Here is a 24647-nt window from a genome sequence, read left to right as displayed (position 1 = left end):
CGTCCCGGGATCAGGACGGCCCCGTGCCGGCGGTGCCGTCCACCGCGACGGTGACCACCGCGATGTCGTCGCGGGCGTCGTCCGCCTGGTAGGTCATGACGTCGGCGAGGATCGCCTCCGTCACGTCGGCCGCCGGGCCCCGGTGATCGTCCACGACGGCCCGCAGACGGTCGTCCCCGTAGAGCTCGCCGCGTCGCCCGCGCCCCTCGGTGACGCCGTCCGTGAACAGGACGAGCGCGTCACCGGGCCCGAGCGTCACGTCCGTGTCCGTGAAGACGGGGGCCGGGAGGATGCCGAGCAGCGGGCCGTGCGCGCCGACGCCCACCGTCCGGCGGCCCGGACGCCGCAGCAGCGGCAGCGGGTGCCCGCCGCACGCCACCGTCGCCCGCCAGGTGCCGTGGGTGCGGCGCAGCCGTGCGAGGACCGCGGTGCAGAAACGGTCCGTGTCCGCCCGGCGCAGCACGTCGTCCAGCGTCGCCAGCACGTCGCGCGGTGCCTCGTGGTCCACGGCCGCGGCGCGCACGGTGTACCGGGCCAGGGCGGTGACGACCGCGGCCTCCGCCCCCTTGCCCTGGACGTCGCCGAGCACCGCGACCCAGTCGTCGGGGGCGACCTGGAACACGTCGTAGAAGTCGCCGCCCACGTGCCGGCCGTCGCCCGCGGGGCGGTAGACCGCCGCCACGTCCAGCCCCGGCACGTGGGGCGGGGTCGGGGGGATCAGGGTCTGCTGCAGGGTCTGCGCGAGCCGCAGCGCCCGCTCCTCGGAGTCCTCGGCGCGCCGCTTGGCGGCGAGGAGCTCCTGCTCGTAGCGGCGCCGCTCGGTGGCGTCGAAGACGGCGGTCCGGATGGCGCGCGGGCTGCCGTCGTCGTCCCGGTCCAGCACCGAGTTGACCAGCACCGGCAGGCGTCGCCCGTCCGCGCAGACGATCTCGAGCGCCACCTCGCGGGCCGCGCCCTGCAGGCGCAGCGTGGGGGAGTAGTGCGTCTCGTGGTAGATCCGCCCGCCGGCCGGCAGCAGGTCCACGAACCGCCGGCGGCCGACGAGGTCCTCGCGGCGGTGGCCCGTCCAGGCGAGGAACGTCCCGTTGACCTGGACGATGACCCCGTCCGGGGTGGTCGCGAGATACCCGCAGGGCGCGCGGTCGTCCCGCAGCTCCGGGGCGTCGTCGACGAGCGCGGCGTGGACGACCTCGGCGTGCCCGCGGCGCCGGACGCTCACCCCAGGCCCTCGTCCACGAACGCGGCGACGGCGGCGGTGGTCGCCTCCGGGGCGCTGAGGTTGGGGCAGTGCCCCGTCGCGTCCAGCAGGACCAGCCGTGCACCGGGCACGGCGTCGCGGACGTACTCGCCGACCGCGAGGGGGGCGATGACGTCGTGCGTGCACTGCAGCACCAGCGTCGGCACCGTCACCCGGGGCAGCGCGGCGCGGTCGTCGGAGAGGAAGGTCGCGCGCGCGAACCGGCGCGCGATGTCCGGGTCGGTGCGGCAGAAGCTCGCGGTGAGCTCGGCGCCGAGCTCCGGGCGGTCCGGGTTGCCCATGATCGCCGGGGCGATGGCGCTGGACCACCCGAGGTAGTTGCTGTCCAGCGACTCCAGCAGCTCGCAGATGTCGGCGCGGGTGAAGCCCCCGGTGTACCCGTCGTCGTCGAGGTACCGCGGCGAGGGGCAGACGAGGACGAGGCCGGCGAACCGGTCGGGCTCGGCGATGCTCGCGAGCACCCCGATCATCGCCGACACCGAGTGGCCGACGAGGACCACGTCGCGCAGGTCGAGCTCCCGGACGATCGCCAGGACGTCCTGGGCGTAGCCCTCGAGCGAGGCGTGCCGTGCGGGGTCGTACGCGGACAGGTCGGAGGCGCCGGCGCCCACGTGGTCGAACGTCACGACGGTGAACCGGTCCTCGAAGTGCGGCGCGACGTACCGCCACATGTGCTGGTCGCACCCGAACCCGTGGGCGAACAGCAGGGGGCGCGCCCCGGGCACCCCCGAGACGTGGACGGCGTGCCGGTCGACCGCGCTCACCCGACGAGGCTAACGACTCGGTGCGGGGGCAGCACCGGCCGGGCGCGCACCGATGGCACCATGCGGACCACCGGAGACCGTGGGGGACCGTGCTCCGGTGGACCCGGGCGGCGGGTTGGCGCGATCCTGCGCACGCGTGGCGGTCGCGGCTCTCGCGGGCCCGGGCGCCGCGCGCCACCATAGGGGCCATGGCGATCTCGTCCACGACACCGGCCGACGGCCTGGTCGACCTCCTCGACGACGGCAGGCTCGCGCTGCCGTCCGGTCCCGTCCCGCGTGCCGCGCTCGCCCTGGCACGCGAGCTCGAGCCCGACCACCTGCTCCACCACAGCGTGCGCAGCTGGGTCTTCGCGCGCGTCGCAGCCGCCACGCGCGGGTGGCGCGTGGGCACGGACTTCGACGACACCGCGCTGTTCGTCGCGTGCGTCCTGCACGACACCGGGCTGCACGCGCCGGCGCGGGGCGACCGGCGCTTCGAGGTCGAGGGGGCGGACCTGGCGCGGTCCTTCGCACTCGACCAGGGCCTGCCGCGAGCGACGGCGGACACCGTGTGGGACGCGGTCGCCCTGCACACGTCGGTCGGGATCGCCGAGCACAAGCAGGCCGAGGTGGCCCTGACGCGGGCGGGCATCGCGATGGACTTCGGGCACGACGCGCACACCGTCCCCGACGACCTGGCGACGGCGGTGACCGCCGAGCTGCCGCGCCTGGGGCTGACCCCGCGCCTCGTCGACGCGATCGTCGCCGACGCTCACGGCGCCACCGGGCGTGCGCCGGCCGCGAGCCTCGCGTGGCTCTTCGTGCAGGAGCGGCGCGAGCCGCCGCACGTCACGGACATGGAGCGGCGCGCGGCCGCCTCCCGCTGGGGGCTCTGACGCGCACCCGGCCTCAGCGCGGCGCGGCCTCGTAGGTGTGGCCCGCGGCACGCAGCCGCTCGACGAGCACGTCCCCGAGCCCCGCGGCCGGGGTGAGCGAGCCGGCGCGGTCCGGGAGCCGGTCGCCGTCGAGCGCGAGCGCCAGGGCGCTCTGGCCGAGCATCACGGACGTCGCCGCGTAGCCCGGGTCGCCGCTGCCCGCCGCGAGCGCCCGGTACGCGTGCCCGTCGGTCGTCAGCGCGTGCACCTCCATGCGGAACCACCCCGTGCGGCGGGTCTCCTCGTCGGGACCCGTGCCGGGAGCGGGCACGAACCGTCCGAGGAGGGCGCGGGCCTGCGGGACGGCGAGGGCCGCGAGCCCGAGCGGCAGGCCCGCGGCGAGCCCGGCCGCGGCCAGCGCCCCGCGCAGCCCGCGGCCCGTCCAGGCGACCTCCTGGTAGCGCAGGTCGCGGCCGTACGCCCAGCCCTGCAGCGCGTTGGAGCGCCGCACCAGGCGGGAGTCGAACGAGCCCATGGGCGCCGGGCCGACCCAGCCGCCGTCGACCGTCCGGCCGGGGACGGGGAGGTCCGGCGGCTGGGGGACGGTGGGCTCGGCCGCACGGTCGGGGCTCAGGGCGTACGGGTCGGCCAGCAGGCGCCGCACCTGCGCGTCGCGCGCTGCGAGCTCCGCGAGGCCGCGGACCGACGCGATCGTCCCGCCGCTCAGCCCGCCCCGCGCGGACGCGACGAGCCGGACGTGGCGGAGCGTGCCGGCGCCGTCCGCCGCCACCCGCCGGTGCAGGGTGAGCATCGCGAGGTCGGACGGGACCGCGTCGTACCCGCACGCGTGCACCAGCCGGGCCCCGGTGGCGCGGGCCACGTCGTCGAACGCGTCCGCGGCGCGCCGCACGAAGGGCACCTCGCCGGTGAGGTCCGCGTAGTGGGTCCCTGCCCGGGCGCACGCCTCGACGACCGGCATCCCGTGCTGGAGGTACGGCCCGACGGTGCTCACCAGCACGCGGGTGCCCCGGGCGAGCGCCCGCAGCGACGCGTCGTCGCCGGTGTCCGCCGCGAGGAGCGGCCAGCCGTGGGCCACCTCGGGAAGCCCCTCGCGGACCTCGGCGAGCCGGTCGGCGGACCGTCCGGCGAGCGCGACACGCGTGTCCGGCGGTGCGTGCCGGGCGAGGTGCTCGGCCACGAGCGCGCCGGCGAACCCGGTCGCTCCGAGGAGGACGATGTCGTGGTCTCGCCCGGTGCCCGTCATCCGGACAGGCTCGCGGGGCCCGGCCCGGCCCGCAACCGCGGCGTCAGGACGGCGGGTGGGGAGGCGCGTGCAGGACCGTGAGGTCCGGCCCGGAGGTGCCCAGCGTCACCACCCCGGCCACCACGAGACCGTGGCGCCCGTAGAACGGCAGGTTGCGGCGGTCGGTCGTGCCGAGCCAGGCCGTGCCCCCCGCACCGGCCGTCCCCGCCAGCCCGTGGCGCAGCAGCTGCCCACCGAGGCCGTGCCCCTGGTGGTCCGGGTGCACGGCGAGGTAGTTGAGGTAGGGGCCCGGCGTGGTCGGCGCGAGGTCCGACGCCCGGCCCAGCGCGCCGAGCACCTCCGCCGCGCGATGCGCGCCGACCAGGGCCTGCAGCACGCCCGCGGGGCGGGGGAGCGTGGCCGTGACGTGCGGCGTGGCGTCCGCACCGGGGAGCCGCCAGGCCGCCAGCGCGACGGGCTCGTCGTCGACCGTCAGCACGTCGACGCGGCCGGTCGCGACGTACCGGTCCAGGGAGGGCCCCAGCCAGGCGGCGCACGCGTCCGTGCGGGTCGCGTCGTCGGGCAGGACCCAGCGCATCAGCGGGTTGTCGCGGTACGCGAGCGCGCAGACCGTGCGCAGGTCGGGCGCGTCCGCCGGGGTCGCGGGCCGGATCGTCGCCATCACCGCACGCTAGCGGCCTGCCGCCGGGACCGTCGCGGGTGCGTGACGTAGGTTGGCGTCCGTGAGCATCGCGGTCTGCCCGGGGTCGTTCGACCCGATCACGCTGGGTCACGTCGACGTCGTGCGGCGTGCCCGGACGATGTTCGACGAGGTCGTCGTGGCGGTCGCGCACAACTCGTCCAAGCGGTCCCTGCTGGGACCTGAGGAGCGCGTGCGGCTGGCGCAGGACGCCCTGGCGGGCACCGACGGCGTGCGCGTCGTGGCGACCGACGGCCTGCTGGTCGACCTCGTGCGCGACCTGGGGGCCCGTGCGGTCGTCAAGGGGCTGCGCAGCGGTGCGGACCTGGACGCGGAGCTCGCGATGGCGCTGATGAACCGGCACCTGTCGGGGGTCGAGACGGTCTTCGTCCTCGGCGACCCCGGGCTGGCGCACATCGCGTCGTCCCTGGTCAAGGACGTGGCCCGGCACGGCGGGCCGATCGACGACATGGTGACGCCCGCGGTGGCGGCGGCCGTGCGGCAGGCACTGGCACCCGCGTCGGCGGGTGGGGGAGAGGACGGACGATGACGGAGCACGTGGACGACACCGAGGAGCGCACCGAGGGGGTGGCGGGGGTCCTCGACGCGATCGAGGAGGCGGTGGCGCAGGCCCGGGCCATGCCGATGTCCTCGTCGGTGCTGGTCAACCGGGCCGAGCTGCTGGAGCTCGTCGACCAGGTGCGCGCGGCGCTGCCGGACCAGCTGTACCGCGCCGACGAGGTGCTGGCCGACGCCGATGCGGCGCGCCAGGCGGCCCAGGCCGAGGCGGACGCCGTCCTGGCCCGGGCGCGGGCCCGCGCCGCCGAGCTGGTGGAGCAGGAGAGCGTCGTCGTCGCGGCGCAGGAGCGCGCGGCACAGATCGTCGCCGACGCGCAGGAGACGGCGCAGGCGCTGCGGCGGGACGCCGACGACTACTGCGACCGCCGGCTCGCGGACTTCGAGATCGACCTGGGCAAGGTGCTGTCGCAGGTCCAGGCCGGGCGGGCCAAGCTCGCCGGCCGGCTCGCCCCCGGCGAGGCGGGCTGACGGCCCGTCCTGGTCGCGTGGCGGGCGCCGACGTCGCCCCGTGGTTTGGGCGAGCGTCCGACGTGACGTAGAGTTGACGGTTGGTCCTGCCTGTCATGGCGTGGGCCGAGCCGTCAATGCCATCAACTCGGTGCCGCGCGTCCGCGCACGGCACCACCTGGAACGAGGGGACCGGACCGTGCGCCCAGCCCACCTCGATCCCCGTTCGCCGTTCGTGCTCGAGACGCACGAGCTCGGCCGACGTCCGGGATCGATGCGGACCGTGCAGCGGACCGTCGCGGCACCCGACGAGCTCGGCAGTGGCATGATCGGCATCCCCGCCGGGAGCGACCTCGAGCTGGATCTGCGGCTCGAGGCGGTCATGGAGGGGGTCCTGGTCTCCGGGTCGATCCACGGCGAGGCCGTCGGGGAGTGCGTGCGGTGCCTGGACCGGGTCGTCGAGCCTGTCGACGCCACGGTGCAGGAGCTGTACGTCTACCCTGAGCGTGCCGAGGCCGCGGTCGACAGCGGGGACGACGAGGACGAGGACGTGCGCGAGCTGGAGGGCGACCTGGTCGACCTCGAGCCCGCGCTGCGGGACGCGGTCGTGCCCGCGCTGCCCTTCCGGCCCCTGTGCCGGCCGGACTGCCCGGGCCTGTGCCCGCAGTGCGGGGAGCGGCTCGCGGACGACCCGGACCACACGCACGACACGATCGACCCCCGGTGGGCCGCCCTCGGCGGGCTGCTGGGTCCTGACGACGAGAAGAGAGAGAGCTGACCGTGGCGGTTCCGAAGCGCAAGATGTCGCGCAGCAACACCCGTGCGCGTCGGTCGCAGTGGAAGACCACTGCCACGACGCTCACCACCTGCCCCCAGTGCAAGTCGCAGACGCGGCCGCACATCGCGTGCCCGTCGTGCGGTGCGTACAACGGCCGTCGCTACGTCGAGGCCGTGCGCAGCGAGCACGAGGCCGTCTGACCCTCGGGCAGACGATGACCGGCACACCCGTCGACACCGACGTCGCGTGAGCACGGCAGCGCAGCAGCTCCTCGAGAAGCTCGGGGTCCACCTGGACCCCGAGCTTCTCGTGCTGGCACTGACGCACCGTTCGTTCGCCCACGAGGCGGGCGGCATCCCCACCAACGAGCGCCTGGAGTTCCTGGGCGACACCGTGCTGGGGCTCGTCGTCACCGAGCACCTGTACCGGGCGCACCCCTCGCACTCGGAGGGCGACCTGGCCAAGATGCGCGCGGCCACCGTGTCGCAGCGCGCCCTCGCCCGCGTCGCGCGCACCCTCGACCTCGGCGACTACGTGCTGCTCGGCAAGGGTGAGCTCGCCACCGGCGGCAAGGACAAGGACTCGATCCTGTCCGACACGCTCGAGGCGATCTTCGGCGCGGTCTACCTCTCCCACGGTCTCGAGCCGGCGCGCGAGCTGGTCGACCGCCTGGTGAGCCCGACCCTGGCCGCCGCCGCCGACCTGGGCGCCGGCCTCGACTGGAAGACCTCCCTGCAGGAGCTGTCCGCCGCACTCGGGCTCGGCGCTCCGTACTACGAGGTCACGGGCGAGGGCCCCGACCACGCCCGCACGTTCACCGCCCGGGCGGTCGTGGGCGGCGAGGTCCGCGGCAGCGGCACCGGACCGGCCAAGAAGGTCGCGGAGCAGGAGGCCGCCGCAGCCGCGTGGACCACCCTGAGCGCGCTGCGCGACGCCGCGGCGGCCGACGCCGGGGCGACGCAGGACGCGGCCGTCGAGCCGCGCTGACGCGTGCCCGAGCTCCCCGAGGTCGAGACCGTCCGTGACGGCCTCGCGCGGCACGTGCTCGGCCGCACCGTCGTCGGCGTCGAGGTGCGGCGCGACTACTCCGTGCGCCGGCACGACGGCGGTCCTGTCGACTTCGCCGCGCGCCTGACGGGACGGCGGCTCGAGGCCGCGGTGCGGCGCGGGAAGTTCCTGTGGCTGCTCCTCGACGCCGGGCCGGGGCACGGCGACGACGCCCTGCTGGCGCACCTCGGCATGAGCGGCCAGCTGCTGGTGCGTGGGCCGGGACGGCCCGCGACCGTCGTGGTGACCGGCCCCGCGGGCCGCCTCGACCGTCCTGGGCCGCCCGACCCGGTCGACGTGCCCGACCTCGTGGCCGCGCCCGGCCCGGAGGGCTGGGTCGACCACCCGCACCTGCGCGTGCGGTTCGCCCTCGACGACGGGTCGGCCCTGGACTTCGTGGACCAGCGCACCTTCGGGCACCTGTCCGTGCCGGACCTGCTCCCGACCGCCGACGGCGCGCCCGGTGGGCTCGGCTCGCCGCGGGCCGTCGTGCCGGCGCCCGTCGCGCACATCGCCCGCGACCTGCTGGACCCGGCGCTCGACCGCGCTGCCGTGGTCGACGCCGTGCGGTCCCGGCGCACCGAGCTCAAGCGCGCCCTGCTCGACCAGACGCTCGTGTCGGGCATCGGCAACATCTACGCGGACGAGGCGCTGTGGCGCGCGCGGCTGCACGGGGGCCGCCCCACCGCGACGCTGCGGCGCGCCGAGGTGGCGCGCGTCCTGGACGCCGCCGCGGAGGTCATGTCCGAGGCGCTGGCCCAGGGCGGGACGAGCTTCGACGCGCTGTACGTCGACGTCAACGGCGCGTCGGGCTACTTCGACCGGTCCCTGGCGGTCTACGGCCAGGAGGGCCGTCCGTGCCCGCGGTGCGGCACGCCCGTGCGGCGCGACGCGTTCGCCAACCGGTCGTCCTTCACCTGCCCCCGCTGCCAGCCCCGCCCCCGGCGCCCGCGCGCCTGACGCGGCTCACCGCGGCACGACGTTGCGCAGGGGGCGACCGGCCAGGAAGCGGTCGACGTTCTCCGCCACCAGGTCCTGCCAGCCGACCGGTCGCCCACCTGCCGCGTGCGGGCTGATCAGCACGTCCGGCTCGTCCCACAGCGGTGAGCCGGCCGGCAGCGGCTCGGTGTCGAACACGTCGAGCGCCGCCCCCGCGATGCCGTGCGCGCGGACCGCGGCGAGCAGCGCGTCCTCGTCGAGCGTCGAGCCGCGGCCCGCGTTGACGACCCACGCGCGGGTCGGCAGCAGGCCCAGCACCCGGGCGTCGATCGCGTGGTGCGTCGAGTCCCGCGCCGGGAGCAGCCCGATGAGCACGTCCGTCGTCGGCAGGATCTCGGGCAGGTCGGCGGGCGTCACGACGCGCACCCCGTCGCGCACCCCCGCCATGGTCGCCACGCCCGTCACACGGGCACCCAGACCCCTCAGGAGCGGTGTCAGGCGGGCCGCGATCGAGCCGAAGCCCCAGACGGTCACGTGCGCGTCCGTCAGGGTGCGCACCCGCGCGGGGTCGTGCAGGGGCTGCAGGCCGCCGAGCTCGTCGGCCCAGCGGTGCGCCGCCTGCGCCCGGACCATGCCGGGCACGCTGCGCACGCACGCGAGCGTCAGCGCGAGGACGTGCTCGGCGACGGTCGCGTCGTGCAGGCCGCGCCCGTTGGTCACGACAGCCCCGGGGGCGAACCCCGCGGCGAGGACGGCGTCGGGGCCCGCGGCCAGGGTCTGCACCCACCGCACGTGGCGCGCGGCGGCGGCGAGCTCGGCCAACCGGTCGTCGGGGTTGCCCCAGACGACGACCGCGTCGGCGTGCGCGGCCTGCGGCGGCGGCGGCGCGGCGACGTCGTAGGGGACGGTGGTGACGCCCGTGGGCAGCGACGGCGCGCCGTGGACGGATGTCGGGAGGAGGATCGTGGTCACGGGTCGATACGATGCCAGGGTGTCAGCCACGAGTCAGTCGACGCCGCCGCCCGCACCGGGCGCCCGGCCCGGACCCATCTCCGTCATGATCGTCGACGACCACGAGGTCGTCCGCCGCGGCATCGCCGAGGTCGTCGAGCGCACCGACGGCATGACCGTCGTCGCCGAGGCCGGGTCGGTCGCCGACGGCGTCCGGCGCGCCAACCTGGTGCGGCCGCAGGTCATGCTCGTCGACCTGCAGATGCCGGACGGCACGGGCATCGACCTCATCCAGCAGGTCCGCGAGACGCTGCCCGAGGCGCGCGCCGTCGTCCTGACGTCGTTCGACGACGACGACGCGCTCGCCGCGGCGCTCGACGCCGGTGCGGCCGCCTACCTGCTCAAGAGCGTCCGCGGGGCGGAGATCACCGACGTGATCCGCGCCGTGGCGGCCGGGCGCACGCTGCTCGACGACCGCACGGTCGCCCGCCGCCGTGCCGGCCACGAGGACCCGACGGAGTCGCTGACGCCCAGCGAGCTGCGCGTGCTCGACCTCATCGGCGAGGGCCTGTCCAACCGCGAGATCGCCGAGCGCCTCGGTGTCGCCGAGAAGACGGTGAAGAACCACATCACGTCGCTGCTGGCGAAGATGGGGCTGCAGCGACGCACGCAGGTCGCCGCCTGGGTGGCGTCGCGCAAGAACTCCGGCTGGCGGGCCGAGCCCGGGCACTGACGGCCCCGCGGCGCACCGTCGCCGGTGCGCCGCCCGGGACGCCCGTGCCCGGGACGCCCGGTCAGCCGAGCGGCGCCTGCCACATGAGCAGCGTGCCCGCGCCGCTGGGTGCGGTGCCGATGCTGAACGTCCCGCCGTGCTGCCGCGCGCGGGCCGCCAGGTTGCCCGTCCCGGAGCTGCGCTCCCGGCCGGCGGGCAGGCCCACGCCGTCGTCCTCGACGTCGACCTCGACCGACCCGGTCGGCCCGGACCCGCGCACCGCGACGCGGACGGCCACCGAGGACGCCTGCGCGTGCCGCGCGGCGTTGGCCAGCCCCTCGCGCACCACGGCCACGACGTCGTCGGTGAGCTGCTGCTCGAGGCGCTCGTCGATGTGGTCCTGCGCGTCGACGTCGTCCTGCGACAGGTCCTCGCCGTCGAGCGAGAGCACCAGGGACGGGGCGAAGCCCAGGCCGGTGCGGGCGAGCGACGCCTCGCGGCGCAGGCGCTCGACCAGCCCCGTGGCGGCGTCCGGGTCACGCAGCGCGTAGACGATCTGGCGGATCTGGCGCACCGAGCTGTCGACGTTGTCCAGGGCCTCCTCGACGATGCTCGTGAGCTCCTGGGGGTCGACGCCGCGCGCTGCCCGGCGACGCACGGTCTCCAGCTGCATGCCGGTCGCGAACAGCTGCTGGATGGCCAGGTCGTGCAGGTCCCGCGCGATGCGCTCGCGCTCGTCGAGGAGGGCGGCGACGTCCTGCGCGTGCCGGGCCTCGGCGAGCACGTACGCGAGGGCCGCCTGGGCGGCGAACGACTCGGCGGTGGCCAGGTCGCGCTCGTCGAACGGGGTGCGGCCGATGCGGCGCAGCAGGACGAGCACGCCGACGCCGCGGCCGGAGGAGTGCAGCGGGGCGAACATCGCCGGGCCGAAGGCGCGCATCTCGTCGACCTTGACGGTCCGCGACGCGGACAGGGACGGCGTGAGCAGCCCGCGGCCCTCCTCGAGGACCGTCCAGGCGCGTCCGCCGCGGGGCATGACCAGGCCCGTCAGCTCGGCCGCGTGGTAGCCGTCGGCCAGCTCGATGAACAGCTCGCCGCCCATGCCGGGCAGGGCGAGCGCGGCGGTGTCCGCGCCGGCGACCTCGCGCGCGGTGCGTGCCACGTGCTCGAGCGCCGACTCCTCGTCCACGCCCTCGAGGAGCATGGTGGTGATGTCCTGGCCGGCGCGCAGCCAGTGCTCCCGGCGCTCCGCCTCGGCGTAGAGCTGGGCGTTGGCGACGGCGACCCCGGCGGCGGCGGCCAGGGCGACCACCATCCGCTCGTCGCCCGCGGTGAACGGGCCGCCGCCCTCCTTCTCCGAGAGGTAGAGCTGGCCGAACACGTGCTCGCCGACCTTCACCGACGCCCCGAGGAACGACCCCATGGGCGGGTGGTGGGCCGGCCAGCCCTGGAACGCCGGGTGCTGGGTCAGGTCGTCCAGGCGCAGCACGCCCTCGTGGGGGATCTGCCCCAGGACGCCCTGCGCGTGCGGGGGGTGCCGCAGCATCCGTGCGACAGCGGTCGGCACGCCGGTGTAGACGAACGTCGTCGAGGTCCCCGAGTCGTCCAGGACGTTGATCGCGCCGTACCGGGCGTGCGTCAGCTCGGCGCTGACCTGCACGAAGCGGTCGAGGACGGCGGACAGCTCGAGATGACCGGCGACCGCGAGCATCGCACCGAGCAGGTCCGTCAGCGCGTCCCCGGTGAGGGGAGCGGGGGCCGGCGGGCGGTCGCTGATGACCCCGCGCTCGAACGGCGTCCCCGCCGTCGGGAGCCGTCCCGCCACCTCCCGCATCTCGCCCCGGTACTCGTTCACGACGTCTCCTGCTGCTCGGCCTGCACGGCCTCACGGTAGCCCGGCACGCGCGCGACCAGGTCCACGTGGGTGCCACGCGCCGCGACCCGCCCGTCCGCGAGCCACAGCACCTCGTCGGCGGCGGCCAGCGGCGCGAGCCGGTGGCTGACGAGCACGACGCCCCGGGCACGCCCGTCGCGCGTCGGCGGCGCGTGCCACAGCTCGTCCAGGAGCGTGTCCGCGGTGGCCGGGTCGAGGTGCTCGGCGGGCTCGTCGACGAGCAGCAGCGCCGCGTCGCTCAGCAGCGCGCGGGCCAGCAGCAGGCGCCGGCGCTCGCCCCCGGACACGGTGCGGGCGTCGGAGCCGACGACCGTGTCGAGCCCGTCGGGCAGGGCGGCGAGCCACGCACCGAGACCGGCGCGGCGCAGGGCGTCGGTGGCCTCCTCGGGTGTCACGTCGCCGCGCGCGACGCGCAGGTTCTCGAGGACGGACGTGCCGAAGACGTGCGCGTCCTCGCTCGTCACCACGACGTCGCGCACGACCTGCGCCCGGCCGACCGCGGCCAGGGGCGACCCGTCGAGGGTCACCCCGCCCGCGACGGGTGGCAGCAGCCCCGCGAGCGTGAGCAGCAGCGTGGTCTTGCCCTCGCCGCTCGGTCCGGCGACGGCCAGCCGCCGGCCCGGCGACAGCGTGAGGTCGACACCGGTGAGGACCGCGGGACGCCCCGGCCAGCCGCACGCCAGGTCGCGCGCGACGAGCGTCGGGCCCCCCACGGCGCGCGGCGCGGACCCCGGCGCGGACGGCGGCGTGGACGGCGGCGGCGCGACGGCGGTCGTGGCGCTCGGTGCCCGGCTCCCGTGCGCGTCGTCGGCGTCGTCGAGCAGCGCGAGGACGCGTGCCGCGGCGGCACGCGAGCGCTGCACCTGCACGGCGGCCGCCGGCAGCAGCGAGGTCGCCTCGAACGCGGCCAGGGGCGTCAGCACGATCACCGCCAGCTCCACCGGGGCGAGCAGCCCCGCCCGCACGGCAGGCACGCCGGTGACGAGCGCGGCGAGGACCGCCGCGCCGACGGCGAGCTGGCCGATCCCCGCCGCGACCGCTGCCGGGCGGGCCCCGGCGTCGGTGGCGCGCGCCAGGTCCGCGTCCGCCGCCCGCAGCGCGTCGAGCTCGCCGCCGAGGCGTCCTGAGACGGCCAAGGGTCCGGCGTCGTCCAGCACGCCCAGCGACGTGGCGCTCATGCGCGCCCGGGCCAGGACGCCGCGCTCCTCGGTCGTCCGGGCGCCGCGGGCCGCGAGCCAGGGGGCGAGCACGCCCGCCGCCAGCAGGCTCAGCGCCAGCGCGAGCCCGGCGGGCGGCCAGAACAGGGCCATCGCCACCGACGTGCCCACGCCGAGGGTCACCGCGACCCCGGCCGGGAGCAGCCCGCGGACCACGACGTCGCCCACGGCGTCGACGTCCGCGCCGACCCGCGCGAGCAGGTCCCCGCGGCGCACGCCCAGCAGCGCGCGGGGCGAGCCCTCGGCGAGCCGCTCGTAGAGCGTGGTGCGCAGGTTCGCCATGCCGCGCAGCGCGACGTCGTGCGACACGAGGCGCTCCAGGTAGCGCATGAGACCGCGCCCGATGCCGAACGCGCGGACCGCCACGGTGGCGACCGAGAGCTCCAGCACGGGCGGCATCTGCGACGCGCGGGCGATCAGCCACGCCGACACGGCGGCGAGCGCGACCGCGCACCCGAGCGCGAGGGTGCCGAGCAGGACGGCCAGCGCGACCCGCCGCGGGTTCACGTCGAGCAGGCGGACCGCGCGTCGCAGGGTGCCCCGGGCGGGGCGGGCGGGGCCGTCGACGGGCGGGGGAGCGAGGGTCGGGGGCGGGGTGCTCATCGCGTCACCTGCTCGGTGTCCGCGGCCGAGGGGACGACGTGCACCAGCTCGTCGGCGCGGCTCGCGAGCGACGCGCGGTGGGCGACGAGCAGCACGGCGCACCCGGCGGCCCGCAGCGCGTCGAGGGCAGCCAGGACCACCTGCTCGCCCGCGGCGTCCAGGTGGGCCGTGGGCTCGTCGAGCACGACCACCGGGCTGGGACGCAGCAGCGCCCGGGTGAGCGCGAGCCGCTGCCGCTGCCCGACGCTCAGCCCCGCCCCGCCCGTGCCCAGGACGGTGTCCCACCCGGCCGGGAGGTCCGCCACGACGGCGTCCAGCCCGGTGAGGGCCGCCGCCCGGTCGCGCTCGGCCGGGGCGGGGGAGCCGAGCACCTGCGCGACCGTGCCGGGCTCGAGCACGGGGCGCTGCGGGAGCCAGGTGACCTGGCGCCAGTAGTCGGGCAGGTCGACGTCGGGCAGGGCGGTGACCGTGCCGTCGGCGGCTTCCAGCTCCACCGTCCCCTCGTCGGGGGGGAGCAGGCCGAGCAGCACCTCGACCGTCGTCGACTTGCCGGCGCCGGACGGGCCGACGAGCGCGACCACCCGCCCGGGGCGCAGCTCGACGTCGACGGGGGCGGGCGCCCAGCCGCCCCGGGCCCGCACGGCGACCCCGCGGGCACGCACGACGCCGCCGGTGAGGTCGGGAGCGGGGCGGCCCCCGGCCGCCGGCACGGGGACCTCGAGCACGGCGAAGGCGCGGTCCGCGGCGGCGACGCCGTCCGTGGACGCGTGGAAGTGCAGGCCGACCTGGCGCAGCGGGTTGAACACCTCCGGTGCCAGCACGAGCACGGCGAGCCCCGTCACGAGGTCGAGGTGCCCGTACACCAGCCGCAGGCCGATGCCGACGGCGACGAGCGCGACGGACAGCGTCGTCAGCAGCTCGAGGACCATCCCCGAGAGGAAGGCGATGCGCAGCGTGCCCATGGTCGCCCGGCGGTGCGCGTCCCCCAGCTCGCGCACGCGGGCGGCCGGTCCGCGCTCGCGCCCGAAGGCGCGCAGCGTCGAGAGGCCGGCCAGGAGGTCGAGCACCTGCGCGCCCAGACGCTGCATGACCGCGAGGCCGCGCTCCGAGCGTCCCTGCGTCATGACGCCCACGAGCCACATGAACAGCGGCACGAGCGGCACGGTGCCCGCGAGGATCGCGGCGGACACCCAGTCCAGCCCGAGGACGACGAGCAGCGTCGCCGGCGTGAGCGTGGCGGCCAGCACGAGCTGCGGCAGGTAGCGCACGAAGTACGGCTCGAGCGCGTCGAGGCCGCGGGTGGCCAGGGTCACGAGGCTCGCGCCGTCGGTCGGTGCCGCGCGCCGCGGCCCGACCGCGGCGGCGTGCGCCACGACGCGCTCGCGCAGCTCGGCGACGGCACGTGTCGCGGCCCGGTGCGCGTAGCGCTCCTGCGTCCCGGCGACGAGCGCCCGTGCGACGACGACGAGCAGCAGCCAGCCGGCGAGCGGGGCGATGTCCTCCGGCGTCGCCCCGTCCGCGACGGCGGAGCCCAGGGCGTGCGCCAGCAGCAGGGCCTGGGCGACGACGAGCCCGCCGGTCAGCACGCCGAGCGCGACCGTGAGGGCGAGGTAGCCCCGGGCGGCCCGTGCGTACCGCAGCAGGCGGGGGTCGAGGGGCTTCACGCCGTCCAGCAGACCATGCTCAGGACCGCGAGACCACGCGCTCGAAGGTGAGCCCGACCGACTCGGGGATGTGCTCGATCGTCAGCCGCTTGCGGAAGACCCAGTAGGTCCACCCCTGGTAGAGCAGCACGATCGGCGTGAGGATCACCGCGACCCAGGTCATGACCGTCAGGGTGTAGTCGGTGGACGACGCGTTCTCGATCGTCAGCGAGTTCGCCGGGTCGAACGCGGGCATCACGTCGGGGAACATCGACCCGAAGATCAGCACGACGGCGGCGACGATCGCCACGGCCGACCCGCCGAACGCCAGCGACTCGCGCCGCTGCCGGGTGGCGACGACCACGAGGACGAGCGCCACGGCGGCGACCGCGACGGCGGCCCAGGTCCAGGCCTCGCCGCTGTGGGCGACCTGCGCCCACACGGCCCACACGCCGGCGACGACGAGCGTCACGACGGAGCTGCGCGCCGCGAAGGTACCGGCACGTTCCCGCATCTCGCCGTCCGTCTTCATCGCGAGGAAGATCGCGCCGTGCGTCAGGAAGATGCTCAGCGTGACCACACCGCCGAGCAGGGCGAACGGCGACAGCAGCGCGAAGAACCCGCCGACGTACTGGTGGTTCGCGTCCAGCTCGACGCCGCGCACGAGGTTCGCGAACGCCACGCCCCAGAGCAGGGCCGGCACGAACGAGCCGAAGATCAGCGCGCGGTCCGCCCACGTGCGCCACTGCGGGGAGTCGATCTTGCCGCGCCACTCGAAGGCGACGACACGCACGATCAGCGCGATGAGGATGAGGAACAGCGGCAGGTAGAACCCCGAGAACAAGGTGGCGTACCACTCGGGGAAGGCGGCGAACGTCGCACCGCCGGCGGTGAGCAGCCACACCTCGTTGCCGTCCCACACCGGGCCGATCGTGTTGATCATCAGCCGCCGCTCCTTCTCGCGGCGCAGCTTGTCGCCCCGCGGCAGGATCGCGAGCAGCATGCCGATGCCGAAGTCGAAGCCCTCGAGGACCAGGTAGCCGGTCCACAGGACGGCGATGAGGAGGAACCAGACGACGGGGAGGTCCATGACGGGCTCCTCAGTAGGCGAAGGACAGCGGACGGGTGGTCCCGTCGGCGTCGTCGGACGGCGGGTTGGCCTCGGGGCTGGGGTCGTGCTCGGTGTCGGCGACGCCCTGCGCGGCGTACCGCTTCATGAGCCGGAACCACACGACCATGAGCACGCCGTACAGCAGGGTGAACCCGATCATCGAGAACAGGACCATGCCGGGGCTGACGACCTCGCTCACGCCGCGTGCCGTGAGCAGCCAGACGCCGTCGACGCCGGACGCGTCGGGGTTGGGTGCGACCACCCAGGGCTGGCGCCCCATCTCGGTGAAGATCCAGCCGAACGCCGAGGCGAGGAACGGGGTCGCGATGGCCGCCAGGCCGAGGCGGCCGAACCAGACGTTGCCGGTGACCGAGCCCTTGCGGCGCAGCAGCCACAGCGCGGCCAGCGACAGCGCGGCGGACCCGACGCCCAGCCCGATCATGAGCCGGAACGACCAGTAGGTGACGGCCAGGTTCGGGTAGAACCGCGTGTCCTCGTCGACGCCGGAGTCGACGCCGTTGGCCTCGTCCCACTCGGCGATCCACTGCGTGTACTCCTCCTGGAGCTCGTCCACGCCGCGGATCGGTGCGTCGAAGTCGTTGGTGGCCAGGAACGACGTGAGGCCGGGCACCTCGAGGATGTGGCGGACGTTGTCGCAGTCGTTCGTCAGGTCGCCGATCGCCAGGATCGAGAAGGGCGCGCCCTCCTGCGAGGTGCACAGCCCCTCGGCGGCGGCCATCTTCGCCGGCTGCTGCTGGAACATGAGCTTGGCCTGCCAGTCGCCCGACAGGGCCACCCCGGCGCCCGAGACGAGCATGGTCACCAGCCCGAGGACCACCGCGGGACGGTAGACGTCGCGGGCCTTGTCGACCTGGCCCGAGCGCACGAGCCGCACCATCCACCAGGCGGCGATGCCGGCGACGAAGGTGCCCGCGGTGAGGAACGCGGCCGCGATGGTGTGCGGGAACGCCGCGAGGAGCGTGGGGTTGGTGAGGACCGCGACGATGTCGGTCATCTCCGCGCGGCCGGTCTCCAGGTTGAACGTGGTGCCGACCGGGTGCTGCATCCAGGAGTTGGCCGCGAGGATGAAGTACGCGGACAGGTTCGTGGCGATCGCCACCGCCCAGATGCACGCGAGGTGGATCTTCCTCGGCAGCTTGTCCCAGCCGAAGATCCACAGCCCGAGGAACGTGGACTCGACGAAGAACGCGGCCAGCGCCTCCATGGCGAGCGGCGCCCCGAACACGTCACCGACGAACCGCGAGTACTCCGACCAGTTCATGCCGAACTGGAACTCCTGCACGATGCCGGTGGCGACACCGATCGCGAAGTTGATGAGCAGCAGCTTGCCGAAGAACTTGGTGAGCCGGAGCCACCGCTCGTTGCCCGTGCGGACCCACGCGGTCTGCATGATCGCGACGAGCGGGGAGAGCCCGATCGTCAGCGGGACGAAGATGAAGTGGTAGACGGTCGTGATACCGAACTGCCAGCGGGCCAGGTCGAGGGCGTCCACGCGGGTCTCCGGACGGGTGCGAGGGGGCGGGCAGGAGCGTGCGGCCGGACGGGTCGCGGCAGGATCTCGGCACGCGCCGCACGGCGCGTGTCTCCCTCGACGGTAGGCCGGGCCGCAGGGGGACGGCAGGACGTTGGTCCCGGGTGCTGACGACACGTCGTCAACTCACCCTGCTCACGGGCGGTGGGAGCGGGGTCCTGTGCGATACTCGTCACTGGTCCCGACGTCCACACCGCCGGGACCGACGAGCTCGCCGCAGCAGTGCCCGTGCAGGCCAGCCGCCGCCCCGCCCTCGGCGGGCTCCAGCCTGGAGCCCCGAGACGGCCTGGCAGGCGATGGCGCCGGACGGTGCGGCGGGCGCGACCGACGACTTCCGTCGCCGCACCGGGTCGACCGGACGTGAGCGACGACCGACCGCCTGGGGGTGCACGTCGTGTGGGCGGGCTCCCCGGTACCCAGGAGCACCCGCTTGCCTCCCGTGAACACTCCCGAGAACCCTTCCGACGCCGACGTCACCGAGGTCGCCGACGCGGCGCCCCGCAAGCGACGCCGCCGCGTGGTCCGTGACGTCGTGACGCCCGACGCGGCACCCGCCGCCCCGGCACCGCACGCCGAGGTGCCCGAGGCGCCGGTCGCGCCGGCCCCGGAGCCGGTGGCCGAGGAGCCCGCGGCCGTCGAGCCGCCCGCCGCACCGCCGGCCGCCGCACCGACGCGTGCGCGCCGGTCGCGCCGCGTGACGCGCACCGTCGTGCTCGACGGCGCCCCGGCCCCGGAGGCAGCACCGCAGCCCGCGGCGGAGCCGGCACCCGCGGCCGAGCCGCCCTCGCCGGACGTCGTGGCCGAGGACGTCGTGGACGAGGACTCCGAGGCCGACGCCGAGATCGCCGCCGAGACCGCAGAGGTGACCGCGCCCGAGGCGCAGGACGCCGACGAGCCCGAGGCCAGCGGTGTGGCCGAGTCCGTGGCCGAGGAGGCCGAGGAGCGTGCACCGCGCCGGCGCCGCTCGGGTCGCCGCGGCGGCCGCACCGGCCGTGCCGCGCAGGACACCGACACCGCGGAGGCCACGCCCGACGCCGCCGGGGCCGACGGGGCGACGACCGACGGCCCCGCACCGGACGACTCCGGGTCGGGTGACGCCGGGTCGGGTGACGCGGCGCGCAGCACGGCCGCGCTCGACGTCCTCGCCGAGCTGGGACCCGTCCGCACCGCCGACGAGCCCCCGGCCCGCGCACGCCTCGCCACGACCGCGCTGCTCTTCCAGGCGCCGGACGCCGCGGTCCGCCCGCGGCGCCGCCGGGCGCAGGCCTCCACGGGGTCGCCCGAGGAGATCTCCGGCACCGCGCGCGCCGAGGTCGAGGAGCAGGACGCCCCGGCCGCCGAGGTCACCACGCCCGACGCCGCCCAGCCCGCCGCGGAGGAGGGTGCGGCCCGGCCGCGCCGCCGCCGGGGACGTGGCCGCCGTGGCGGGTCGGACGTCGAGGAGACGGGCTCCGCCGACGACCTGACGGCCGAGGCGACCGACGACGAGGCGACGGAGGCGTCCGTCACCGCCGAGGACACGTCGGACGACGTCGCGACCGTCACCGCCGAGGGCGCCGACGGCGACGACGAGCAGGACGAGGACGGTGCGTCCGGCCGCCGTCGCCGCCGCCGCGGGGGCCGCGGCCGGCGCGGGCGTGCGGACGCCGGCGACGACGACGCGACCGGCGAGGCGGCCGGTGACGACGACGCGGACGCCGAGGCCGGCACCGACACGGCGGACGACTCCGGTGAGGACGAGGGCTCGGGCTCGAGCCGTCGTCGCCGCCGTCGTCGCCGCGGTGCCCGGGGTGACGCGGCGGAGGAGCCGCGGCGCCGGTCGTCGGGCGACGAGGTCACCGCGCTGCGCGGCTCGACCCGGCTCGAGGCGAAGCGGCAGCGTCGGCGTGAGGGTCGCGACGCCGGTCGGCGCCGCCAGATCATCACCGAGGCCGAGTTCCTGGCGCGGCGCGAGTCCGTCGAGCGCTCGATGGTGGTGCGCGAGGTCGACAGCCGCACGCAGATCGCGGTCCTCGAGGACGGCGTGCTCGTCGAGCACTACGTCTCGAACCAGGCGCAGGCCTCGATGGTCGGCAACGTGTACCTGGGCCGCGTGCAGAACGTGCTGCCCAGCATGGAGGCGGCGTTCGTCGACGTGGGCAAGGGCCGCAACGCCGTGCTCTACGCGGGCGAGGTCAACTGGGACGCGGCCGGCCTCGAGGGCCAGCCGCGCCGCATCGAGCAGGCGCTCAAGTCCGGTGACGCGGTTCTGGTGCAGGTCACCAAGGACCCGATCGGCCACAAGGGCGCGCGCCTCACGAGCCAGATCACGCTCGCCGGCCGCTACCTCGTGTACGTGCCCGGCGGTGGCATGACCGGCATCAGCCGCAAGCTCCCCGACACCGAGCGCTCGCGCCTGAAGAAGATCCTGCGCGACCTCGTGCCCGACTCGGCCGGCGTCATCGTGCGCACCGCGGCCGAGGGGGCCAGCGAGGACGAGCTGCGCGCCGACGTCGCCCGCCTGCAGGGCCAGTGGGAGGCGATCGAGAAGAAGCGGAAGACCGCCAACGCGCCCGCCCTGCTGCAGGGCGAGCCGGACATGGCGATCCGCGTGGTCCGCGACATCTTCAACGACGACTTCTCCTCCCTGGTGGTGCAGGGCGACGACGCGTGGTCGACGATCTCGACCTACGTGGGCGACCTGGCACCCGACCTGGCGGCGCGCGTCGAGAAGTGGACCGGCACCCAGGACGTGTTCACGGTCCACCGCGTCGACGAGCAGCTCGCCAAGGGCATGGACCGCAAGGTCTGGCTGCCGTCCGGCGGGTCGCTGGTCATCGACCGCACCGAGGCCATGACGGTCGTCGACGTCAACACCGGCAAGTTCACCGGTGCGGGCGGGACGCTCGAGGAGACGGTCACCCGCAACAACCTCGAGGCGGCCGAGGAGATCGTGCGCCAGCTCCGGCTGCGCGACATCGGCGGCATCATCGTCATCGACTTCATCGACATGGTGCTCGAGTCCAACCGTGACCTCGTGCTGCGTCGGCTCGTCGAGTGCCTCGGGCGCGACCGCACCAAGCACCAGGTCGCCGAGGTCACGTCGCTCGGTCTCGTGCAGATGACGCGCAAGCGTGTCGGGCAGGGTCTGGTCGAGGCGTTCAGCGAGACCTGCGAGCACTGCCACGGACGCGGTTTCATCGTCCACACCGACCCGGTGGGCCGGAACGGGCGGCCGGAGACCACGGCGCCGCAGCCGGCGGCCGAGCAGGGCGAGTCGAAGCGGTCGCGACGCAAGCGTGCGGCGGCCGACGCGGGCGCCGCGCCCGCCCCCGCGGTGCCGGTGCTCCCGGAGGCGCGTGAGGCGGTCAAGGCCACGCTCGCGACGATCGCCGCGGCGGCGGCCCACGCGCACGATCACGACGCCGACCGGCCCGAGGGCTCGACCCCCGACGTCGCGCCCGACGTGTCGCCCGGGGCCGTCACGCCGACGGACGCCGAGCAGGTGCCCGCCGCCGCGGCGGACACCGGTCACGGTGCCGCGACGCTCGACGTCATGGCCGAGCTCGGCGCCGTGGTGCGGGAGCCCCGCCGTCGGCGCGCGACGAGGGCCGCGACCACGGACGCCCAGCTCGAGCTGCACGCCGTCGCCCCCGAGGTCTTCGCGGTCGACGACGAGGCGGACGGGACCGGCCCGGACGTGCAGGACGCGCCCGCGGACGGTGGCGCGGGGCCCACGACGGCACCGCAGCAGTCCGACGACTGACGTCCCCGCACGTGACGCCCGCCACCACGGCGGGCGTCACGGCGGGGCCCGTTTGACCGGGCGCGAACGGGTCCGTACCCTAGAACGTCGGTGCGTCACGCACGTACCGGGAGGTGGACGTGCCCCCGAGGACACTCGGACCCGGGTCCGTCGCACGGACCCGGTCAGGCGCCGCGGACGACACCGCCGACGCGAACCCCCGCCCTCGTGGCTGGGCGGCGCGCGGGGTCCGGCGGGTCGAGCGGCACCGACGAGCAGGACAGACGTAGCACCGATGAGCAGGTCCGACGAGCAGAGATGAGCAGCAACGTGGTGTACGCGATCGTGAAGGCTGGCGGCCGCCAGGAGAAGGTCGCCGTCGGCGACGTCGTCGTCGTCGACCGCCTCGCCGCCGGGGCGGGGTCGTCGGTCCAGCTGCCGGCGCTCCTGCTCGTCGACGGGGACAAGGTCACCACCGACGCCGCGGCCCTGGCCGGGGTGACGGTGACGGCGGAGGTCGTGCGGGACGAGAAGGGTCCCAAGATCGACATCCTCAAGTACAAGAACAAGACCGGCTACCGCAAGCGCCAGGGTCACCGCCAGAAGCTGACGCGCCTGAAGGTCACCGGCATCAAGTGAGCCCGCGCCGCCTCGGCGGTCGCCCCCGTTTCTGAAACCCGGAGAGCAGGTCAGTCATGGCACACAAGAAGGGCGCGAGCTCCTCGCGCAACGGTCGCGACTCGAACGCGCAGCGCCTCGGCGTCAAGCGCTTCGGCGGTCAGGTCGTCAAGGCCGGCGAGATCATCGTCCGCCAGCGCGGCACGCACTTCCACCCGGGCGACAACGTCGGCCGTGGCGGCGACGACACGCTGTTCGCGCTGGCCGCGGGCTCGGTGCTGTTCGGCACGCGTCGTGGCCGCAAGGTCATCGACATCGTGGTCGCCGACGCCTGAGGTCGCGACACACCCCAGCTTCACGGTCGAAGGGGCGCACCGGTGCGGTGCGCCCCTTCGGCGTATGACGATCGAGAGCAGTACCCGCAGGACAAGCGAGAGCAGTACCCGCAGAACAAGGAGGTCCAGCCGTGGCGACGTTCGTCGACCGTGTCGTGCTGCACGCGACCGGCGGTGACGGTGGGCACGGTTGTGCGTCCATCCACCGCGAGAAGTTCAAGCCGCTCGCCGGCCCCGACGGCGGCAACGGCGGCAACGGCGGGTCGGTGATCGTCGAGGTCGACCCTCAGGTCACCACGCTGCTGCCGTTCCACCACCTGCCCCACCGCCGGGCCGCCTCGGGCGGCCAGGGCATGGGCGACCACCGCAGCGGCGCGACCGCGGACGACCTCGTCCTGAGCGTGCCCGACGGGACCGTCGTGAAGTCGCCCGACGGCACCGTGCTCGCCGACCTCGTCGGAGCCGGTGCGCGCTACGTCGTCGCCGCCGGGGGACGCGGCGGGCTCGGCAACGCCGCGCTCTCGTCGCCGCGCCGCAAGGCTCCCGGCTTCGCGCTGCTGGGGGAGCCGGGCGAGGAGGCGGACGTCGTCCTCGAGCTGAAGACCATCGCCGACGTGGCACTGGTCGGGTTCCCGTCCGCGGGCAAGTCGAGCCTCGTCGCGGCGATCTCCGCCGCCCGGCCCAAGATCGCGGACTACCCGTTCACGACCCTCGTGCCGAACCTGGGCGTCGTGCAGGCCGGTGACGCGCGCTACACCGTGGCGGACGTCCCCGGGCTGATCCCCGGTGCGTCGCAGGGCAAGGGCCTCGGGCTGGAGTTCCTGCGGCACATCGAGCGCTGCGCCGTCGTGGTGCACGTGCTGGACTGCGCGACGCTCGAGCCGGACCGCGACCCCGTCACGGACCTCGATGTGCTCGAGCAGGAGCTCGCCGCGTACGCGGAGGACCTGGCGGTGGCCGCCGGCGGTGTGCCGCTCACCGAGCGGCCGCGCGTCGTCGTGCTCAACAAGATCGACGTCCCCGAGGCACGCGAGCTCGCCGAGCTCGTGCGCCCCGAGCTCGAGGCCCGGGGGCTGTCCGTCTTCGAGATCTCGACCGCGAGCCACGAAGGGCTGCGGCCCCTGACATTCGCGCTCGCCGAGCGGGTCGCCGCGGCGCGCCGCGCCGCGCCGGCGGTCGAGCCGACACGCGTCGTGCTGCGTCCCCGTGCGGTGGACGAGACCGGCTTCACGGTGAAGCGGCGCGAGGGCGGCGGCCAGGTCTGGTTCGCCATCCGGGGTGAGAAGCCCGAGCGGTGGGTGCGCCAGACGGACTTCTCCAACGACGAGGCCGTGGGCTACCTGGCCGACCGGCTCGCGCGCGCCGGGGTCGAGGACGCGCTGTACAAGGCCGGTGCCGTCGCGGGTGACGAGGTCCGCATCGGGCCGGACGAGAACGCGGTGGTCTTCGACTGGGAGCCCACGCTCCTCACGGGGTCCGAGCTGCTCGGCGGCCCGCGCGGCACGGACGTGCGTCTGGAGGACCGGGCGCGTCCGACCCGCGGCCAGAAGCGCCGCGAGTACACCGAGCGCATGGACGCCAAGGCGGCCGCGCGCTCCGAGCTGTGGACGGAGCGCGAGCAGGGTGTGTGGACGGACCCGGACGACGCCTGACCGGTGCACCGCCCGCCCTCGGGACC

At 75.6% G+C, this 24647-nt stretch carries 22 protein-coding genes; 12 read left to right on the top strand and 10 right to left on the bottom strand.

Translation table 11 applies throughout. The features are described from left to right. Nucleotides 1-10: 10 nt before the first annotated feature. Together BMZ16_RS09625 and BMZ16_RS09620 are read right to left on the bottom strand one after the other, a co-directional pair. Nucleotides 11-1219: a PP2C family protein-serine/threonine phosphatase gene (locus tag BMZ16_RS09625; protein WP_177199634.1), complete on the bottom strand. Its 1209-nt coding sequence runs from the start codon at nucleotides 1217-1219 to the stop codon at nucleotides 11-13. After that, a complete protein-coding gene (locus tag BMZ16_RS09620) occupies nucleotides 1216-2022 on the bottom strand; it encodes an alpha/beta fold hydrolase (RefSeq protein ID WP_089799778.1) in 807 nt (268 codons plus the stop codon). Before BMZ16_RS09620 ends, BMZ16_RS09625 begins: the two co-directional genes overlap by 4 nt. Before the next feature lie 188 nt (nucleotides 2023-2210). Here BMZ16_RS09620 and BMZ16_RS09615 point away from each other — a divergent pair, with 188 nt between their 5' ends. Continuing rightward, nucleotides 2211-2897, top strand: a complete 687-nt coding sequence (locus BMZ16_RS09615; RefSeq protein ID WP_089799776.1) for an HD domain-containing protein — start codon at nucleotides 2211-2213, stop codon at nucleotides 2895-2897. A gap of 13 nt (nucleotides 2898-2910) precedes the next feature. Here the strand turns inward: BMZ16_RS09615 and BMZ16_RS09610 are convergent, their stop codons facing one another. Both BMZ16_RS09610 and BMZ16_RS09605 read right to left on the bottom strand, forming a co-directional pair. Beyond that, nucleotides 2911-4140 (bottom strand): saccharopine dehydrogenase family protein, encoded by a 1230-nt coding sequence (locus tag BMZ16_RS09610; protein WP_089799774.1) that lies wholly within the window; start codon nucleotides 4138-4140, stop codon nucleotides 2911-2913. A 43-nt stretch (nucleotides 4141-4183) separates the two neighbouring features. Continuing rightward, nucleotides 4184-4801 (bottom strand): GNAT family N-acetyltransferase, encoded by a 618-nt coding sequence (locus tag BMZ16_RS09605; protein WP_089799772.1) that lies wholly within the window; start codon nucleotides 4799-4801, stop codon nucleotides 4184-4186. Nucleotides 4802-4862: 61 nt separating this feature from the next. Here BMZ16_RS09605 and coaD point away from each other — a divergent pair, with 61 nt between their 5' ends. The 6 genes from coaD to mutM all read left to right on the top strand — a co-directional run bounded on the left by coaD (nucleotide 4863) and on the right by mutM (nucleotide 8630). Continuing rightward, nucleotides 4863-5369: a pantetheine-phosphate adenylyltransferase gene (coaD, locus tag BMZ16_RS09600; RefSeq protein ID WP_089799770.1), complete on the top strand. Its 507-nt coding sequence runs from the start codon at nucleotides 4863-4865 to the stop codon at nucleotides 5367-5369. After that, nucleotides 5366-5866: a hypothetical protein gene (locus BMZ16_RS09595; protein WP_089799768.1), complete on the top strand. Its 501-nt coding sequence runs from the start codon at nucleotides 5366-5368 to the stop codon at nucleotides 5864-5866. The genes coaD and BMZ16_RS09595 overlap by 4 nt, the downstream gene beginning before the upstream one ends. A 178-nt stretch (nucleotides 5867-6044) precedes the next feature. Next, nucleotides 6045-6623: a YceD family protein gene (locus BMZ16_RS09590; RefSeq protein WP_089799766.1), complete on the top strand. Its 579-nt coding sequence runs from the start codon at nucleotides 6045-6047 to the stop codon at nucleotides 6621-6623. A 2-nt stretch (nucleotides 6624-6625) separates the two neighbouring features. Then, on the top strand, nucleotides 6626-6823 hold the full coding sequence (rpmF, locus tag BMZ16_RS09585; RefSeq protein WP_089799764.1) for a 50S ribosomal protein L32: 198 nt from the start codon (nucleotides 6626-6628) through the stop codon (nucleotides 6821-6823). 46 nt (nucleotides 6824-6869) lie between these two features. Further along, a complete protein-coding gene (gene rnc, locus BMZ16_RS09580; protein WP_089799762.1) occupies nucleotides 6870-7610 on the top strand; it encodes a ribonuclease III in 741 nt (246 codons plus the stop codon). A 3-nt stretch (nucleotides 7611-7613) separates the two neighbouring features. Next, the gene (gene mutM, locus BMZ16_RS09575; RefSeq protein WP_089799760.1) at nucleotides 7614-8630 is read left to right on the top strand and encodes a bifunctional DNA-formamidopyrimidine glycosylase/DNA-(apurinic or apyrimidinic site) lyase; all 1017 of its coding nucleotides are present in this window, start codon (nucleotides 7614-7616) and stop codon (nucleotides 8628-8630) included. A 6-nt stretch (nucleotides 8631-8636) separates the two neighbouring features. Here mutM and BMZ16_RS09570 read toward each other — a convergent pair whose 3' ends face one another. Next, on the bottom strand, nucleotides 8637-9581 hold the full coding sequence (locus BMZ16_RS09570) for an NAD(P)-dependent oxidoreductase (protein WP_255366497.1): 945 nt from the start codon (nucleotides 9579-9581) through the stop codon (nucleotides 8637-8639). Nucleotides 9582-9666: 85 nt separating this feature from the next. Here BMZ16_RS09570 and BMZ16_RS09565 point away from each other — a divergent pair, with 85 nt between their 5' ends. Further along, complete coding sequence (locus BMZ16_RS09565) at nucleotides 9667-10293, top strand: response regulator (protein WP_089799756.1); 627 nt, start codon at nucleotides 9667-9669, stop codon at nucleotides 10291-10293. A gap of 61 nt (nucleotides 10294-10354) precedes the next feature. Here the strand turns inward: BMZ16_RS09565 and BMZ16_RS09560 are convergent, their stop codons facing one another. The 5 genes from BMZ16_RS09560 to BMZ16_RS09540 are packed head-to-tail and all read right to left on the bottom strand — an operon-like array spanning nucleotide 10355 to nucleotide 18253. After that, nucleotides 10355-12106, bottom strand: coding sequence for a sensor histidine kinase (locus BMZ16_RS09560; RefSeq protein ID WP_089800058.1), 1752 nt, complete (start codon nucleotides 12104-12106; stop codon nucleotides 10355-10357). 17 nt (nucleotides 12107-12123) lie between these two features. Then, the gene (cydC, locus tag BMZ16_RS09555) at nucleotides 12124-13986 is read right to left on the bottom strand and encodes a thiol reductant ABC exporter subunit CydC (protein WP_089799754.1); all 1863 of its coding nucleotides are present in this window, start codon (nucleotides 13984-13986) and stop codon (nucleotides 12124-12126) included. Then, on the bottom strand, nucleotides 13983-15650 hold the full coding sequence (gene cydD / locus BMZ16_RS09550) for a thiol reductant ABC exporter subunit CydD (protein ID WP_089799752.1): 1668 nt from the start codon (nucleotides 15648-15650) through the stop codon (nucleotides 13983-13985). Before cydD ends, cydC begins: the two co-directional genes overlap by 4 nt. 19 nt (nucleotides 15651-15669) lie before the next feature. Then, nucleotides 15670-16719 (bottom strand): cytochrome d ubiquinol oxidase subunit II, encoded by a 1050-nt coding sequence (cydB, locus tag BMZ16_RS09545; RefSeq protein WP_089799750.1) that lies wholly within the window; start codon nucleotides 16717-16719, stop codon nucleotides 15670-15672. Between the two features lie 10 nt (nucleotides 16720-16729). Further along, complete coding sequence (locus BMZ16_RS09540) at nucleotides 16730-18253, bottom strand: cytochrome ubiquinol oxidase subunit I (RefSeq protein ID WP_089799748.1); 1524 nt, start codon at nucleotides 18251-18253, stop codon at nucleotides 16730-16732. Nucleotides 18254-18731: 478 nt separating this feature from the next. Here BMZ16_RS09540 and BMZ16_RS09535 point away from each other — a divergent pair, with 478 nt between their 5' ends. From BMZ16_RS09535 to obgE, 4 genes are all read left to right on the top strand, one after another. Further along, on the top strand, nucleotides 18732-22037 hold the full coding sequence (locus BMZ16_RS09535; protein WP_369822519.1) for an Rne/Rng family ribonuclease: 3306 nt from the start codon (nucleotides 18732-18734) through the stop codon (nucleotides 22035-22037). 309 nt (nucleotides 22038-22346) lie between these two features. Next, entirely contained in the window at nucleotides 22347-22655 is a 309-nt protein-coding gene (gene rplU, locus BMZ16_RS09530; RefSeq protein ID WP_177199655.1) for a 50S ribosomal protein L21, read from the top strand. 56 nt (nucleotides 22656-22711) lie between these two features. Next, complete coding sequence (gene rpmA / locus BMZ16_RS09525) at nucleotides 22712-22969, top strand: 50S ribosomal protein L27 (protein ID WP_089799742.1); 258 nt, start codon at nucleotides 22712-22714, stop codon at nucleotides 22967-22969. A 131-nt stretch (nucleotides 22970-23100) separates the two neighbouring features. Beyond that, nucleotides 23101-24621 (top strand): GTPase ObgE, encoded by a 1521-nt coding sequence (obgE, locus tag BMZ16_RS09520; RefSeq protein ID WP_089799740.1) that lies wholly within the window; start codon nucleotides 23101-23103, stop codon nucleotides 24619-24621. Nucleotides 24622-24647 lie beyond the last annotated feature (26 nt).

It is taken from the genome of Cellulomonas sp. KH9, assembly GCF_900114185.1.
Classification (GTDB): domain Bacteria; phylum Actinomycetota; class Actinomycetes; order Actinomycetales; family Cellulomonadaceae; genus Cellulomonas.
The sequence above is the reverse complement of the archived record's forward strand: the minus strand, read 5'-3'. Positions and strand labels throughout refer to the sequence as shown.

Bases quoted from the DNA above. Each gene is read 5' to 3' on its own strand.
- BMZ16_RS09615 (WP_089799776.1), top strand. From the start codon at position 2,211: ATGGCGATCTCGTCCACGACACCGGCCGACGGCCTGGTCGACCTCCTC.
- BMZ16_RS09610 (WP_089799774.1), bottom strand. From the start codon at position 4,140: ATGACGGGCACCGGGCGAGACCACGACATCGTCCTCCTCGGAGCGACC.
- BMZ16_RS09605 (WP_089799772.1), bottom strand. From the start codon at position 4,801: ATGGCGACGATCCGGCCCGCGACCCCGGCGGACGCGCCCGACCTGCGC.
- BMZ16_RS09595 (WP_089799768.1), top strand. From the start codon at position 5,366: ATGACGGAGCACGTGGACGACACCGAGGAGCGCACCGAGGGGGTGGCG.
- BMZ16_RS09565 (WP_089799756.1), top strand. From the start codon at position 9,667: ATGATCGTCGACGACCACGAGGTCGTCCGCCGCGGCATCGCCGAGGTC.
- BMZ16_RS09560 (WP_089800058.1), bottom strand. From the start codon at position 12,106: ATGCGGGAGGTGGCGGGACGGCTCCCGACGGCGGGGACGCCGTTCGAG.
- cydC (WP_089799754.1), bottom strand. From the start codon at position 13,986: ATGAGCACCCCGCCCCCGACCCTCGCTCCCCCGCCCGTCGACGGCCCC.
- cydB (WP_089799750.1), bottom strand. From the start codon at position 16,719: ATGGACCTCCCCGTCGTCTGGTTCCTCCTCATCGCCGTCCTGTGGACC.
- rpmA (WP_089799742.1), top strand. From the start codon at position 22,712: ATGGCACACAAGAAGGGCGCGAGCTCCTCGCGCAACGGTCGCGACTCG.